This window comes from Lactivibrio alcoholicus, assembly GCF_055390895.1.
In genome coordinates this window covers 1,235,246-1,248,471 of sequence record NZ_AP042471.1, presented here as the reverse complement: position 1 = coordinate 1,248,471, position 13,226 = coordinate 1,235,246, and the positions used below count along the sequence as shown (strand labels likewise).

Annotated in this window: 18 protein-coding genes, 1 pseudogene and 1 CRISPR repeat array; of the genes and pseudogenes, 7 read left to right on the top strand and 12 right to left on the bottom strand. The window is 59.8% G+C overall.

What is annotated here, in order from left to right; all coding sequences use genetic code 11:
- Position 1: 1 nt before the first annotated feature.
- The 7 genes and pseudogenes from cas1e to ACZ5IU_RS05915 form a co-directional block, all read left to right on the top strand.
- The gene (cas1e, locus tag ACZ5IU_RS05945; protein WP_464421274.1) at positions 2-859 is read left to right on the top strand and encodes a type I-E CRISPR-associated endonuclease Cas1e; all 858 of its coding nucleotides are present in this window, start codon (positions 2-4) and stop codon (positions 857-859) included.
- 5 nt (positions 860-864) lie between these two features.
- Positions 865-1,161: a type I-E CRISPR-associated endoribonuclease Cas2e gene (gene cas2e, locus ACZ5IU_RS05940; RefSeq protein ID WP_464421273.1), complete on the top strand. Its 297-nt coding sequence runs from the start codon at positions 865-867 to the stop codon at positions 1,159-1,161.
- Between the two features lie 17 nt (positions 1,162-1,178).
- A CRISPR array of direct repeats spans positions 1,179-3,586; the repeat unit is 29 nt; unit sequence GGTTCCCCCGCATACGCGGGGATAGACCC.
- A gap of 124 nt (positions 3,587-3,710) precedes the next feature.
- Positions 3,711-4,040: a hypothetical protein gene (locus tag ACZ5IU_RS05935; protein WP_464421272.1), complete on the top strand. Its 330-nt coding sequence runs from the start codon at positions 3,711-3,713 to the stop codon at positions 4,038-4,040.
- Positions 4,037-4,705, top strand: a complete 669-nt coding sequence (locus tag ACZ5IU_RS05930) for a transposase (RefSeq protein WP_464421271.1) — start codon at positions 4,037-4,039, stop codon at positions 4,703-4,705. Before ACZ5IU_RS05935 ends, ACZ5IU_RS05930 begins: the two co-directional genes overlap by 4 nt.
- A gap of 102 nt (positions 4,706-4,807) precedes the next feature.
- Positions 4,808-4,951 carry a hypothetical protein gene (locus tag ACZ5IU_RS05925; RefSeq protein ID WP_464421270.1) on the top strand — a complete coding sequence of 48 codons (144 nt, stop codon included), beginning with the start codon at positions 4,808-4,810 and terminating at the stop codon, positions 4,949-4,951.
- The gene (locus tag ACZ5IU_RS05920) at positions 4,951-5,223 is read left to right on the top strand and encodes an IS3 family transposase (protein WP_464421269.1); all 273 of its coding nucleotides are present in this window, start codon (positions 4,951-4,953) and stop codon (positions 5,221-5,223) included. Before ACZ5IU_RS05925 ends, ACZ5IU_RS05920 begins: the two co-directional genes overlap by 1 nt.
- A 29-nt stretch (positions 5,224-5,252) precedes the next feature.
- Positions 5,253-5,828: pseudogene (locus ACZ5IU_RS05915) on the top strand (IS256 family transposase); the annotation flags it as partial.
- A gap of 130 nt (positions 5,829-5,958) precedes the next feature.
- Here ACZ5IU_RS05915 and ACZ5IU_RS05910 read toward each other — a convergent pair.
- The 12 genes from ACZ5IU_RS05910 to ACZ5IU_RS05855 form a co-directional block, all read right to left on the bottom strand.
- On the bottom strand, positions 5,959-6,246 hold the full coding sequence (locus ACZ5IU_RS05910) for an addiction module antidote protein (RefSeq protein ID WP_464421268.1): 288 nt from the start codon (positions 6,244-6,246) through the stop codon (positions 5,959-5,961).
- On the bottom strand, positions 6,243-6,476 hold the full coding sequence (locus tag ACZ5IU_RS05905) for a type II toxin-antitoxin system RelE/ParE family toxin (RefSeq protein ID WP_464421825.1): 234 nt from the start codon (positions 6,474-6,476) through the stop codon (positions 6,243-6,245). Before ACZ5IU_RS05905 ends, ACZ5IU_RS05910 begins: the two co-directional genes overlap by 4 nt.
- A 433-nt stretch (positions 6,477-6,909) precedes the next feature.
- The gene (locus ACZ5IU_RS05900; protein ID WP_464421267.1) at positions 6,910-8,031 is read right to left on the bottom strand and encodes a linear amide C-N hydrolase; all 1,122 of its coding nucleotides are present in this window, start codon (positions 8,029-8,031) and stop codon (positions 6,910-6,912) included.
- A gap of 57 nt (positions 8,032-8,088) precedes the next feature.
- Positions 8,089-8,520, bottom strand: coding sequence for a hypothetical protein (locus ACZ5IU_RS05895; protein ID WP_464421266.1), 432 nt, complete (start codon positions 8,518-8,520; stop codon positions 8,089-8,091).
- A 43-nt stretch (positions 8,521-8,563) separates the two neighbouring features.
- Positions 8,564-9,082 carry a hypothetical protein gene (locus ACZ5IU_RS05890; protein ID WP_464421265.1) on the bottom strand — a complete coding sequence of 173 codons (519 nt, stop codon included), beginning with the start codon at positions 9,080-9,082 and terminating at the stop codon, positions 8,564-8,566.
- A complete protein-coding gene (locus ACZ5IU_RS05885) occupies positions 9,079-9,312 on the bottom strand; it encodes a hypothetical protein (RefSeq protein WP_464421264.1) in 234 nt (77 codons plus the stop codon). Before ACZ5IU_RS05885 ends, ACZ5IU_RS05890 begins: the two co-directional genes overlap by 4 nt.
- A 51-nt stretch (positions 9,313-9,363) precedes the next feature.
- On the bottom strand, positions 9,364-9,921 hold the full coding sequence (locus ACZ5IU_RS05880) for a DNA-deoxyinosine glycosylase (protein WP_464421263.1): 558 nt from the start codon (positions 9,919-9,921) through the stop codon (positions 9,364-9,366).
- Positions 9,918-10,343, bottom strand: a complete 426-nt coding sequence (locus tag ACZ5IU_RS05875) for a DUF6946 family protein (RefSeq protein WP_464421262.1) — start codon at positions 10,341-10,343, stop codon at positions 9,918-9,920. Before ACZ5IU_RS05875 ends, ACZ5IU_RS05880 begins: the two co-directional genes overlap by 4 nt.
- 158 nt (positions 10,344-10,501) lie before the next feature.
- Complete coding sequence (locus tag ACZ5IU_RS05870) at positions 10,502-11,536, bottom strand: HNH endonuclease (protein ID WP_464421261.1); 1,035 nt, start codon at positions 11,534-11,536, stop codon at positions 10,502-10,504.
- A gap of 182 nt (positions 11,537-11,718) precedes the next feature.
- A complete protein-coding gene (locus ACZ5IU_RS05865; RefSeq protein ID WP_464421260.1) occupies positions 11,719-12,126 on the bottom strand; it encodes a DUF2000 family protein in 408 nt (135 codons plus the stop codon).
- Positions 12,127-12,142: 16 nt separating this feature from the next.
- Positions 12,143-12,733 (bottom strand): hypothetical protein, encoded by a 591-nt coding sequence (locus ACZ5IU_RS05860; protein WP_464421259.1) that lies wholly within the window; start codon positions 12,731-12,733, stop codon positions 12,143-12,145.
- Positions 12,730-13,206, bottom strand: a complete 477-nt coding sequence (locus tag ACZ5IU_RS05855; protein WP_464421258.1) for a hypothetical protein — start codon at positions 13,204-13,206, stop codon at positions 12,730-12,732. Before ACZ5IU_RS05855 ends, ACZ5IU_RS05860 begins: the two co-directional genes overlap by 4 nt.
- Between the last annotated feature and the right edge of the window lie 20 nt (positions 13,207-13,226).

Below are 13,226 nucleotides of genomic sequence, written 5' to 3'. Positions count from 1 at the left end.
AATGGGTATTGCCCGGCTTGGTTTGGAAACAGCCCGAATCCCACAATCGGACAGGCACGGTCTGTTATGGCTGGGGCGGGGAGAACTTTCCGTCTCATCCGGAACACTGCGTTTCGTCACGGCCGGATGTGAAGGGCTCGAAGCGGGAGAATACGATATCCCCTTCCAAAACGTTTCTATGATCCTGTTGGGACCGGGAACTTCCGTAACGCACGATGTTTTGCGTCTTGCCGCCAGACATGGCACTGCTCTGATCGCTGTGGGTGAAGACGGCGCCCGTATGTACTCCGCACAGCCGATGGGGCCCGACTGGAGCGCCCTGGCTCGAAGACAGACGGTGCTTTGGGCCGACGAATCCAGTCGGATCAAGGTCGCCCGGACGATGTATGCGAAACGGATGGGAGAGATCTTCCCCGATGCGGATATCGCAGTCTTGCGCGGAATGGAGGGCGCCCGCGCCCGCGAAATCTACTTCTTGACGGCGCACAAATTCGGAATTTCGTGGAAAGGGCGAGATTACGACCGTAACGCACCGGATGAGGCGGATATTCCGAACCAGGCGATCAATCATGCTGTCACCGTAACATATTCTGCGGCAGGAATTGCCGTCGCCGCTACAGGGACGATTCCCCAACTCGGATTCATTCACGAGGATTCTGGGCACTCTTTTATACTTGACATCGCGGACTTGTACAGGGATACCTTCACGCTTCCAGTGGCATTCGGTGCCGCCAAACAATTCCTCAGGCAACCGACGCTTTCGATAGAGCGACATGTCCGGAAGCATGCAGGGACTACTTTGAGACGTCAAGAAGTCATCGCAAAAATGATTGATTCGATTAAAGAATTGTTGGAGTGACGGAAATGATCGTCGTCGTTACAAGAAATGTTCCGGACAAGTTTCGTGGTTTTCTGGCATCATGTATGCTGGAGGTTGCGCCCTCCGTATACGTTTCGCCAAATATAACTAAGGCCGTCCGGGAAAGGGTTTGGGGAGTCCTTTCAAAGTGGTTTTCAGATGTATCTGACGGTTCGATTCTGATGGTCTACAAGGATCCGTCGGAACCGACAGGGGTAGGGGTGTCAGCTCTCGGTCTTCCCCCGAGACATATCATCGATGCTGATGGTGTTGCGTTAAGTTATCTTGCGAAAAATGATTAAAAAATTTGTAAAGAAGAGGTTCCCCCGCATACGCGGGGATAGACCCTCGTACGCTCGGCCTCTCCGCGAAGGACGCTGGGTTCCCCCGCATACGCGGGGATAGACCCGGCACCTGCGGGGGCGGCGGTTGCGGAAGACGGGTTCCCCCGCATACGCGGGGATAGACCCCCACATGGAATACTGCGTGCTTGCCGTGAGGAGGTTCCCCCGCATACGCGGGGATAGACCCGAGGCCGATGTTCCGGCGGTCATATCGACGACGGTTCCCCCGCATACGCGGGGATAGACCCGTCCCGCATGTGCCGGAGCCGGGCGGCAAATAGGTTCCCCCGCATACGCGGGGATAGACCCCGCTGGAAGAGGAGCTTGGGGCCACGCGGATGGGTTCCCCCGCATACGCGGGGATAGACCCCGCGACCCTGGCGAAGAAGCAGCTCACTTCGGGGTTCCCCCGCATACGCGGGGATAGACCCGAAAAAGAGCAGGCGGGGGCCAGCTTCGTCCCGGTTCCCCCGCATACGCGGGGATAGACCGCGTTCCTTCGCCTCATTGGTGGTCGAAGGGGTGGTTCCCCCGCATACGCGGGGATAGACCCTCCCGGGCTAAATCCTTCTGGGACTTGACCCTGGTTCCCCCGCATACGCGGGGATAGACCTTCCGCCGGTCTGTGCGTCGCAAGACCGATGTAGGTTCCCCCGCATACGCGGGGATAGACCTCATGCAGGTCGATACGACGGCGACGGGTAGGGGGTTCCCCCGCATACGCGGGGATAGACCCAAGGGTGACCGAATCGCGCAGCTCCTGACGGTGGTTCCCCCGCATACGCGGGGATAGACCCGCTCAAATTCGTTCGCCCCCTAAGACGGCCTTGGTTCCCCCGCATACGCGGGGATAGACCCCTCCGAAGAGATCGAGCACTATGTCGTGCCCCGGTTCCCCCGCATACGCGGGGATAGACCCGTCGATCACGGCCCGCATATCCTTGTCGGACAGGTTCCCCCGCATACGCGGGGATAGACCCGTGTCGAGCATCGTTGTCCGCTGCACCGGGTCGGTTCCCCCGCATACGCGGGGATAGACCCTGCTTCCAAGATCGTCCTCGAATAGCTGTTTGGGTTCCCCCGCATACGCGGGGATAGACCCGCGATTCTGGACTACTGCGCGGAGCGGCAGGAGGTTCCCCCGCATACGCGGGGATAGACCCAAGGGTGACCGAATCGCGCAGCTCCTGACGGTGGTTCCCCCGCATACGCGGGGATAGACCCGCTCAAATTCGTTCGCCCCCTAAGACGGCCTTGGTTCCCCCGCATACGCGGGGATAGACCCCGATATTCATAGGGAGGTCCATCGTATGGACAGGTTCCCCCGCATACGCGGGGATAGACCCACCGCAAAAACACCCCTTCCATAAGCTCGAAAGGTTCCCCCGCATACGCGGGGATAGACCCGCGGAACACGACGACTGTGTGGACGTGGTTTCGGTTCCCCCGCATACGCGGGGATAGACCCCGGATAACGGGCGAAATGCGAGCTATGAGGCTGGTTCCCCCGCATACGCGGGGATAGACCCACGAAGCGCGTCGTCTTGATGGAGCGCTCGTCGGTTCCCCCGCATACGCGGGGATAGACCCGGGCGATCGTCTTCGCTTCGTTCGAAAGTCCCGGTTCCCCCGCATACGCGGGGATAGACCATGAGCCAAAAGTCCTATTGCGTATATGTGGGGGGTTCCCCCGCATACGCGGGGATAGACCCTGCCGAAAGCGGCTGGCGACCGCATGACTGCGGGTTCCCCCGCATACGCGGGGATAGACCGCCAATAAAGGCGGAGGGGAGGACGGAATGACCGGTTCCCCCGCATACGCGGGGATAGACCCACGACGTACGGCAAGGAGATCCAGCTGCAGAAGGTTCCCCCGCATACGCGGGGATAGACCCTACATAGTCCCTATCCTGAGCCCCGTCCCCAGGGTTCCCCCGCATACGCGGGGATAGACCCGCAGCGCTATCTACCCCGGTAAGCAGCCTCATGGTTCCCCCGCATACGCGGGGATAGACCAACGCGGAACGTCGTCTTGTGGCTCAGTAATGAGGTTCCCCCGCATACGCGGGGATAGACCCATAGCTCTACGGCCCTGTATTCGCGTCATACGGGTTCCCCCGCATACGCGGGGATAGACCCCTGCCAATACAAGGATCTCCCCCGGATGGCACGGTTCCCCCGCATACGCGGGGATAGACCCCTCGCTGTCTGGGCGGGGTGGGTAGCCGAAGCGGTTCCCCCGCATACGCGGGGATAGACCTTTGAATGGCATTATAAGGATTTTGCACAACTGGGTTCCCCCGCATACGCGGGGATAGACCCTCGTTCCCGGCCGAGTTTTCCTCCCCTTCCATGGTTCCCCCGCATACGCGGGGATAGACTGGTTTTGGTACTCTAAAATTGACCACTTTAGAGGCGAACGAGAGCCGAAAATTGACCACCTGACCATAGCTCCGGGTATCATCGGCGGGAACGCACACCACGACGATGAAGCCGGAGGGGAAAGGATGCTCAGTGTGGACCAGCACGAATACATACGGACCGCTCAGCGGGTTTACGGCAAGAACGTGAGCGAAATAGCCCCAGGGAGACGGGGGCATTCACGCAACACGGTGAAGAAAGTGCTTCGGGGGGAATTCACAGGCTATTCTCCAAGAAAGACCCAGCCTTTTCCGGTGCTTGGTCCCTATCACGAGATCATATTCAAATGGCTGGAAGGGGACCTTGAAAGTCCGAAGAAGCAGCGCCATACGGCGAAGCGGATATGGGTCACCGCTAAAATAACGGACAGGAAGCTAAGGGAGAAACATTTTGGAGGGGAGGCCTCTTTCGAATGACCGGCGTCCGGAAAAAATACGACCAGGAATTCAAGAAGAACGCGGTGAAGCTGAGTTATGTTAGTCCGAAGACGATCAGTGAACTGTGCGAGGATCTGGGGATATCGGATAGCATGCTGTATCACTGGAGGCAGCGGTACACGTCGCAGGGGGACAAGACGCGAAGCGCGACGCTGGAAGAGGAAGTCAAGGCGCTCCGCCTGGAGAACGCGGAATTGAAAATTGAGCGGGACATGCTAAAAAAAAGCCGCGGCCTACTTCGCGAAGCAGCAGAAATAAGATACCGGCTGATTGCGGCACATCCGGAATATCCGGAATCGAAGTGGGCCAGATTTTTGCGAGTGTCGCGGAGTGGCTATTCCGAATGGAAAAAGACCCGGGAAGAGCGTGAACGCCGTGTCCGGGATTATGCGGAGCGAGTCCGCCTGGTATTTGAAGAAAGCGGTGGCGTCTATAGAGCCGACCGGATCTGCGGGATGCTTCGGAGCCGTGGATACAGGGCGTCGTTCCGGAAGGTGCGGGAGTGCATGGGAAGTCAGGGCCCCGGATCGATTCACATGAGGCGAAGGCAGCGATCGCTCACGAACAGCGTAGCGTCACGCGGAGAGGAGTACGCGAATCTTGTGAGGGGAATGGAAATCGACAGGCCGTTTCAGGTGATATAGAGCGACATCAGCTACATCCGAACGGACGAGGGATTTGAGTACCTATGCCAGGTAAGGGACGTAGCGAGCGGAATGATCCTTGCGGCTGGGATGTCGGATCACATGAAGGCGGAACTCGTGTTCGACACGCTCAGGAAGGTTGTCCAGAGCTGGGTCGAAGATACCTCCGGTTTTGTGGAGGTGCCCTGCCGTCGGACTGCATCTTCCATAGTGATCGGGGCAGCCAGTACACATCGGAGAAAGTGATGAAATATCTGGGGAAGCGGCACATTCGGCAGAGCTTTTCGCGTGTAGGGACGCCCGGAGACAACTCGTGGAGTGAAAGCTTCTTCTCAATTCTGAAGAAAGAATCGGTCCACTGGGTTCATTTCCATACGAGGGAAGAGGCCCGGCATGCGATGTTCGGATACATCGAGGGCTTCTACAACACTAAGCGGGTGCAAAAGAGACTCGGTTACCTGAGTCCGAGCCAATGGCTTAAGGAGTGGTATCGCAGGAACACTGTCGCTGTCGCTTAACTTTCTGTCCGTAAAAGTGTTGACGACCCTACTGGCTTTCGGTTCTGAACGGACTCAAGAGCCGTGGAGTCAGGGATATATTGATCGCATCGGTGGACGGACTGAAGGGATTCGTCGAAGCGATCAACGCGGCGTTCCCGGAGACGGAAGTGCAGCGGTGCATTGTTCACCTGATCCGGAGTTCGACGCGGTACGTTTCCTGGAAAGACTTGAAGGAATTCACGCGGGATTTGAAGCCGATATACAAGGCGGCGACTGAAGAGTTGGCGCTTGCGTTTCTGGCTGATCTTGAGGCGAAATGGGGAGGGAAATACCCGATCAGCGTAAAATCCTGGAGAGACAACTGGAATGAAGTATCGCCGATGTTCAGGTACTCTCCGGAGATCCGGAAGTTGATCTACACGACGAACGCGATAGAGAACTTCAACCGGCGGCTTCGGAAGGTGACGAAGACAAAGAGCGCGTTCGTATCGGACGACGCGCTCATGAAGATGCTCTATCTGGCGACGATGAGAATCACCGAGAAATGGACACAGTCGTTACCGAACTGGGGGCTGATTCTGGGCGAGCTTATGATATATTTCGGGAATCGGGTTCCGCGCTGACCGGACTGGTTTACACAGAATTTTACGCACTACCTTCGTTTTCATTTCTTGCGCCGTATGCGGAACGCTGTCCGACGCCGATCACGGGACTATCGTCAGTGTCGTGGAGTATTCCAATGGTGCGTCGACGTCAGGAGACGGCAACGGAATCGGACGATGTCTTTCTCTCCCTCGCGGTCAGTTCGAGCCCAAGCGCCCGGGCCACTGCAAGCGTCGTTTTCAGCGTCGGGTTCCCGCATTCGCTGAAGGAGCGGTAGAGCTGTTCCCTCGAAAGGCCGGTTTCCTCCGCGATTCGGCGTATTCCTTTGGCCCGGGCGACGATGCCCAGAGCCCTTGCGATGTATGAGGCGTCCCCGGTCTCGAAGGCGTCCGTTACGAACGCTTCGGCGGGGTCGTATTTATACGTTCGTTCGGTCATCGTCTCTCGTCTCCCTTCAGTTCCTTCAACAGTTTTCCGGCAGTATCGATATCGCTCTGCTGTCGTTTCTTCGTCCTTCCGCAAAGAAGAATGACGATCCGGTTTCCTTCGTTTGCGTAATAGAGCCGGTACCCCGGGCCAACGTGAATACGCAGCTCGAAGACGCCTTCGTCGACCGCAGAAAAATCCCCGGGCAAGCCGTTGGCGAGACTGAAACTCCGGGCCGCGATCGTCGCTCTGATAACCTTGTCCTTCAGATTCCTTTCTCAAGTCCGGAACGTCTCGGTCTGCAGAATCGTCTTCATGACGTCATTCTAGTTTATAAACTATAGAGAGAGGTCCGTTGTAAAACCGACGGAGATTGTCGTCGAAATGGAGAAAGAGTTTCGGTAACGTTGCGCGATGGTCCATCTATTCCGGAGCGGCTCGCCTCTTTGGGGAGTGTATCATCAGCTTTTATCAAAGCGCCCGCACTCTTTTTGAACGAAAAAGGGAGTGTGGAAACTGGCCTTCCGATGACGCTCAAAACGCAGTGCCCTGCCGGCTTTCTTCGTTTTTAGGGTATGGTCCGGAAATACAAAGCCCGGCGGTTCTCTTTTTGCGAACCGCCGGGCTGTTTTCTGAGTCTATCGGTCGTATATCCTGTCGCGCCGGGGCGTTTCGCTATTTTTTCGGCGTGACGTCGTCGATATCTTCGGCTCTGACGCGGTCGAGCGGGAAGGCCGTGATGCCCGCGTCGGTCGGGGCGAAGCTCACGCGCTTCATGTCGACCATCCGCACCCGCCGGTTGAGGTGCGTGTGGTAGTAGAGCACGAGGTTTTTTGTATCCCACGCGGAGGTCCAGAGCGTGGAGCTTCGCAGTCCGGAGCGCGCCGGGGTCTTGAGGTCGGAGCCTTCGGCGAAGCCAAGCGGCACGTTGAAGTTATCCAGAATGCGGAAGACTTCGTAGACGGCGTCGGGGCCGTCAGCGGTCGGACGGGCCGTCTGCGTGAAGGCCACGGCGCGGATGAAGCGCGACGGGGGCGTGAAGTCGCCCGGAAGGCCGATCATTCCGCTGCCCGCGCCGAGCGGCGCGAAGTCGAGGTCGTGGATCTTTTTGTCGGGCCACGCGATGGGCGAGAGGTTGACGTAGTTCCGAAGGTTCGTCATATGCCAGTCGAAGTTCGGCGAGTTCGTGATGACGCCGAGGGGGTTGTCGTAGATCCGGAGCGCGCCCTCGTGGTATTCGACGACGATGGCTGCGCCGTCCGGCTGCGTGACGAGGAGGTGGACCGGGGCCGGGAAGCCGAGGCTTGCCTCCGGAACCGCCGCGACGACGATCTTTCCGAGTTCGGCGCGGACCTCGTCGATCGTGCCGCACTGCGTGAGGAGGTACATCACGAGGTCTGCGGGACCGATGGTTTGGGCCGCCTTCGCGGGGTCGTAGATCTGATACTGCGTGAAGCCGGGGAGGTAGAAGAGTCCGACGGCGAGCCCCTTTTCGTTCATGCCGTCGGCGAGCGCGCCGCGTTCGAGCATGTCGATGCCGAGAACGCCGTACTTCGCGGTCCAGCGTTTCCCCGGTTTTCCATCGGGCGTTCCGCCGATGAATGCGTGCTTTCTCGGGACGATCAGGACGCGCGAGTTCAGGTCGAACGCGCCCCATTCGTTGGTTCGTCCGTAGAGGACGGCCCCGTCGCCGGCCTTCAGCGTGACGCCCGTGCAGGCGTCGGCCGTTCCGGACAGTGACGAAATCGCGACGGTTACAGCAAGCGCGAGTGCAAGAACTGGAAGACAATATCGCATCGATCGAACCCCCTTTTTCGTGTGTGCATCAAAATAACGCCGTTCTTTCGCAGTTTTCTATTCTACAGCCCGGAATCGTTTATAGAGACCTCGTATTTGGGATTTTGTGCGGGACAATTGGGGATGAAAATACAAATCAATCCTGACCAATTTGGAGAGAAAAAAATCCGGCGACGTATCGCGTATCGCCGGAAGAATAATGCCGCTATCGTTTTGTCTCCGCCGCGTCGTAGCGCCCCTGTCCGTGATGGAGAAGCGCAAGGGTTGAGGCTCAGAGCGACGTCCGGATGGTCGCTTCCCACGGTCTTTTCGGCGGCGTCGAGGCTTTTTTCGCCGCCGCAGCGCCGCGTCGAGGTCGCCCGCGCGGTAGAGCGATGTCGCCTCCCTGTCGAGGGTTTTCCAGTCGTTCATGGGGGCAGACGAAAATGCCGGCGGGATATCCGACTGGAGCAGCGCGAGCAGCCCCAGGGCATAGAGGCGTTTCTTCATCGTGCGTATCGCACTCCGATGTTTCCGGATGCGTCGGGGGATATCACGTCCTTTTTCCTTTCGACGCGCGTTCGACGTCGATCGCGACGATTCCGTCGGCGACCTTCTTCTCGGGCGTGTTGTCGAGGTCGCCGAGTTCCTTCAGCTTCCGAGACGTCTCCTGGATGATGGAATCCATGAGGCGCAGCGATTCTCTGTTCAGCGGCTTGCCGCTTTCGCCTTCGAGCCGCACGAGGACCAGTCCGTTGAATGCGTTGTTGACGATGTCGTGAACCGTCGTCATCGTCGCCTTCAGGACACGAAGCCGCTGCTGCTGGATTTCGAGTTCCCGCTCTCGCCGTCTTTGGGCGCGGAGCAGGTCGGCGATCGCCCCGAAAGCGACGAGAACGCCCGCGACGACGGCCTCGTCCGCCTCGGCGTGTTCGTGAGTCCGAAGAAGTTCGAAGAGTCGCTCGAAGATATCGATGTCGAACGCGAGCGACAGGGCGTAGATCGCCGCTCCGAGGACGACGCAGGCGCAGGTAGCACGGTATTCGCAGGCGAATTCACGGATCGTCTTCATGACGGCGCGGGGCCTCCCTTTCCGGGCGTCTTCCGCAGCGAGCCGGTCATGACGAAGTCGTCCGGCGTCCCCTTCCGTATCGCGACGAGGTTCGCAACGAGGTCGTCGTCGCTCAGCCCGGGGGCGAAGGCGGGATTGGCGATGTCGATGATCGGCAGTTTCACCCCGTCATCGGTCGGCGTGGAACAGACGCAGGTTTTCTTGTTCGTTTCGGGGATTCGTATGTTCATGAGTGTCCTCCAAAGGACCGATGTCTCCGAGGGTGGAAAACTCAGTATACCTTATCCGATCGCTTCGGGAATGATCGCGCGCCAGGCGCGGAGCTTTTCGGCGTACGGGACGGACGCGTATGCCGGGCTTGTCGACGGGAGGCGTACGCACCGAAGTTCCGGACCGTGGGCGAGGTGCGGCCGGACGTGTTTCATGAAGAGACGTTCGGCGGTCGTCCCGTTGAAGAAGACGCGCGCGACGAGCGGATGCCGGGCGAAGAACGCGGCGAAGTCGTTGCAGACGATCGTTTCGGGTTCGATGTTCGCGTCCATGCTTCCCGTGCGCGCGCAGTTCATGAGAACGTCCCAGAGCGCGACGCCCGAGGCCGCGAGCGTCGCCGTGCGGACGGCATAGGGCGCGATGGGGTCGAAGCCGAACAGTTCTCCGGCGATCCTCCAGAACGCGTTCTGCGGATGGGCGTAGTATTGCCGCGCCCGGAGCGATGCGGCCCCCGGCATCGACCCGAGGACGAGAACGCGCGCGTACCCGGATTCTACGGGGGGAAATCCGTGAAGGATCCCGGCTGCGGCGTCCGGGCCCTTTTGCGGCGCCGGTCGTTTCGGCGTCACGTCAGTCGGATCCGACTCAGCAGACGTTTTTCGGATCGCTGCGGCGCCAGCCGATGTAGAGGTCGTTCGGACAGACGCGCGGGATCCTGGCGATCGTGTCCGGGCAGGGAGGCGAATCTCCGGAAGTCCTCAAACCCGGAGCTTGCCGTGCTGAACGAGTGGATCAACATCAGGGCCGTTTCCGCGCCGAATTTCTTCGCGGCGACAAGCGCCAGGCAGCGATATCTGATGGAGATCATCGGGCAGGCGTTCAGCGGGAGGGCAAGCTCGAATTCCGCCTGCATCGCCCCGATGCGCCGCATCTCTTCCGGCTCGTCCCGCAGGCTGTCGCTGACGAAATCGCCGAGTCCGTCGCCGGCCGCGCCTCCAGAGGACGACTTCCAGTCCTCGACGCCATTCGACGGAACGAAAACTCGCTTCATTACGGATTCCTCCCAGGTTTTTCCCGACAGCGCTTCTTCGGCAGCGCGGGTCTTCCTCCTTATCTTTTTCAGTCTACCGCAATCGGGATTCCCGCGAAAGACTCCGGTCGCGCCGACCATCGCCGAACGCACATCGTCGCGCCTGAGAGCGGGAACGATTATCGCAGGTCCGTGCGGTCTCTGTTGCTCTTGCCGATGTTGCACTTCCGGCACAGGGTTTGAAGGTTGTCCGGATCGTCCGTACCGCCGAGCGAGCGCGGGACGATGTGGTCCACGTGGAGCGTGACCCCGTCTTTCGCCGACCGGCCGCACGAACGGCACGTCCACTTGTCGCGCGCGAGGACGTCCCACCACAATCCCGCCCGTATGAACGAATAGCTGTCCAGTTCCGGGATCTCGGGAACGCCGGGAGCGGGTTCGTCGGCGTCCGGCGTCGAAGGCTTCCTCGGGGAGAACCACCACTCGCGGAATTTCTGCAGCATCTCCGGCAACCGGGGTTCTTTTCCCTCTCCGAGCGAGACGAGGGAATCGACGAGCGGGTAGAGGACGACGAAGGCTCCGACGAGCTTCAACAGACCGTGCGCCTTGTCGGCGGGGAGTTTGTAGAACGGGGAGAAGAACGCAATATCCGAACTGGTTTCCGTAGTAAAGGACATGTATTCGCCAATCGGGACAAAGTCGTACGCACCCAGATACGAGATGTTCTGTATCGCAAACATCGGGATCAACATGTCGGCGTTCTTTCGGAAAAGCATCGACGCGGACGAAAGAAAATCCGAATCAACGTATTCTAGAAACGGGCGGAAGTCGACGGAAATATACCCGTCAGGGTCGACAGAAAAGAGAAGGTGCGAGGGGTGAAAAACGAACGGCTTCCCGTTCCTGTGTTTGATCGCCAGAGGTCTTTTCGACTGCCTTTTCCCGGAGATCCCGACGTACGCCTCTCCGAAGTCGACGTTGACCTTCGCGTCCTTTCTGTGGCTCGGGCGATAGATGAACGTCATTCGGTCGTAGGGATTCACGCCGTAGATTCGCTCGACGCGTTCCAGCGCGAAACGGGCGAGAAACTCAAGACGCGGGAAGAAGTAGTTCTGGAGCGTGGCGAGCCGCGTCTTGACATCCGGAATCCGGAATACCTCCGTGTCCTTCGGTTCGAAGAGCACCTCGTCGATATTCGACGGCCGCAGCGTCATCGCGTTTCCCCCTCTTGACGGCCGGCCGGGAGGGGCCATGCCCCGGGACTACGCGGCGACATGGAGGATCTTCCGCGTGCGGTCGATTTCCGCCGCGACAGAGCGATCGAGATTTTCCCCGAGGACGGCCTGCATGAACGTCACCTCCGTTCCAGTCTACCGCAACGGAGGCGACGGCGCCATCACTCGTGGAACTTCAGGCCGTCGACGACCTTCTCGACCACCTTCTTCTCGCCGTACACGGCAAGGCCTACGAGGTTCAGCGCCGCGCCCGCGACGCATTGGACCGCAGCGCGGTTGTCGTCGTCGTTGCTCGTCGCGAAAAGCTCCTCCGTGTAGATCGCGAGGCGCACGCCGCGCCGGATGGCGCGTTCGTACACGGTGCGGATCGTCTCCCTCGTCGCCGAATAGACGAAGACAGGCTGCCGGAGCATCGGCAGATATTCGCGGCCGTCGGCGTCTCCGTAGGGCTTCCCGACCGTCTCTCCGACGCTTGCGACGCCCCCGGCGACGAACGCCGTGATGTTGAGCTTCTGCCAGACCGCGAGATCCTCCCTTACAACGACGGCGATCTTCGTTCCGAATTCCATGATTCGTCCCTCCCCGTCAGACGGCGTTCCGTGCGTATTCCTGGAATGCCCCCGCAAGCCGGATGATCGCCTCGGCGACGGCTTCGACGCTCGATTCTCGGCACGATACCGGGCCTTCGTTGTAGTCTCCCCCCTCGCAGGGGATTCCGAGGAAAAAGACCGTGTCGAGCTTTTCGGAGTACACGTCCGATTCGTCCTCGCTGGCGATCGGATCGGGGCAGTTCTCGAAGAGGTCGAACGACATGCCCTTGAGCGTCGTCCGGACGAACGACCGCATCGCGGCCGACCTGCACTTTTCGATCGTGAAGTCGCATTTCGTCGGAACGCCGGTTACGTCCACGACCACGACCATGTCGCCGGGCGAGAGCGTTTCGAGCACCTCGCGGGCGCCTTCCATGTCGGTCTCCTCGCCGTGGGTCAGTTCGATGCGGATTCGCGGGTAGTTCATCCGTCCGCTGAAGTAGGCGTTCATCACGGCATGGACGCCCGCGAAGTTGTCCATGTGGCCGATGAGGACGCCTCCTTTCGTGCAGCGCATGCGATGCGACGGGAACCCCGTGTCGGCGTGGCACGAGATGACGAGCTGCGGATCTTCGGAAGACATCACGTCCGAGCCCCCGAACCGGTGACGTCGCAGGATTCGTCCGGCGTGAGCGTCACGGCCCATTTCGAAACGGCCGATCCGTCCTTCAGAAGGGCTCCCCTCGCGACGTAGTCGCCGGATTCGAGCAGCACGAGCGTCTCGATTCCGAGAAGCGCGCCGTCCTCGCTCGAAAAGACCGACGTGATGCTGTCGCAGTAGACGTGAAACGTTCCCGCGAGCGTCCCGAATGCGGGGTTTCGCGACTGCCACAAAAGGGCCGACGCGTCGACCCGTTCGACGGTGTAGAAATTTTCGATCCGTCTCGCCCTTCCGTCCGAAAGCGCGAGATCGCCGCCGCCGTCGATCCGGATCCTGGCGCCCTCGTGCGTGACGGCCGTCACGCCCCGGAAGTCGGAACCGACATCGTTCGCATCGAAAAAAACTCCTGTGGAAAGCCATCGCCGGCCGTCTTCAAAGAAAGTATGCCGCTCGTCCATACGCATCGTCCCTCCCGCCG

Coding starts and splice junctions, on each gene's coding strand:
- cas1e (WP_464421274.1), top strand. CDS start 2: ATGGGTATTGCCCGGCTTGGTTTGGAAACAGCCCGAATCCCACAATCG.
- cas2e (WP_464421273.1), top strand. CDS start 865: ATGATCGTCGTCGTTACAAGAAATGTTCCGGACAAGTTTCGTGGTTTT.
- ACZ5IU_RS05935 (WP_464421272.1), top strand. CDS start 3,711: ATGCTCAGTGTGGACCAGCACGAATACATACGGACCGCTCAGCGGGTT.
- ACZ5IU_RS05930 (WP_464421271.1), top strand. CDS start 4,037: ATGACCGGCGTCCGGAAAAAATACGACCAGGAATTCAAGAAGAACGCG.
- ACZ5IU_RS05925 (WP_464421270.1), top strand. CDS start 4,808: ATGAAGGCGGAACTCGTGTTCGACACGCTCAGGAAGGTTGTCCAGAGC.
- ACZ5IU_RS05920 (WP_464421269.1), top strand. CDS start 4,951: ATGAAATATCTGGGGAAGCGGCACATTCGGCAGAGCTTTTCGCGTGTA.
- ACZ5IU_RS05910 (WP_464421268.1), bottom strand. CDS start 6,246: ATGACCGAACGAACGTATAAATACGACCCCGCCGAAGCGTTCGTAACG.
- ACZ5IU_RS05900 (WP_464421267.1), bottom strand. CDS start 8,031: ATGCGATATTGTCTTCCAGTTCTTGCACTCGCGCTTGCTGTAACCGTC.
- ACZ5IU_RS05895 (WP_464421266.1), bottom strand. CDS start 8,520: ATGAAGAAACGCCTCTATGCCCTGGGGCTGCTCGCGCTGCTCCAGTCG.
- ACZ5IU_RS05890 (WP_464421265.1), bottom strand. CDS start 9,082: ATGAAGACGATCCGTGAATTCGCCTGCGAATACCGTGCTACCTGCGCC.
- ACZ5IU_RS05885 (WP_464421264.1), bottom strand. CDS start 9,312: ATGAACATACGAATCCCCGAAACGAACAAGAAAACCTGCGTCTGTTCC.
- ACZ5IU_RS05875 (WP_464421262.1), bottom strand. CDS start 10,343: ATGAAGCGAGTTTTCGTTCCGTCGAATGGCGTCGAGGACTGGAAGTCG.
- ACZ5IU_RS05870 (WP_464421261.1), bottom strand. CDS start 11,536: ATGACGCTGCGGCCGTCGAATATCGACGAGGTGCTCTTCGAACCGAAG.
- ACZ5IU_RS05865 (WP_464421260.1), bottom strand. CDS start 12,126: ATGGAATTCGGAACGAAGATCGCCGTCGTTGTAAGGGAGGATCTCGCG.
- ACZ5IU_RS05855 (WP_464421258.1), bottom strand. CDS start 13,206: ATGGACGAGCGGCATACTTTCTTTGAAGACGGCCGGCGATGGCTTTCC.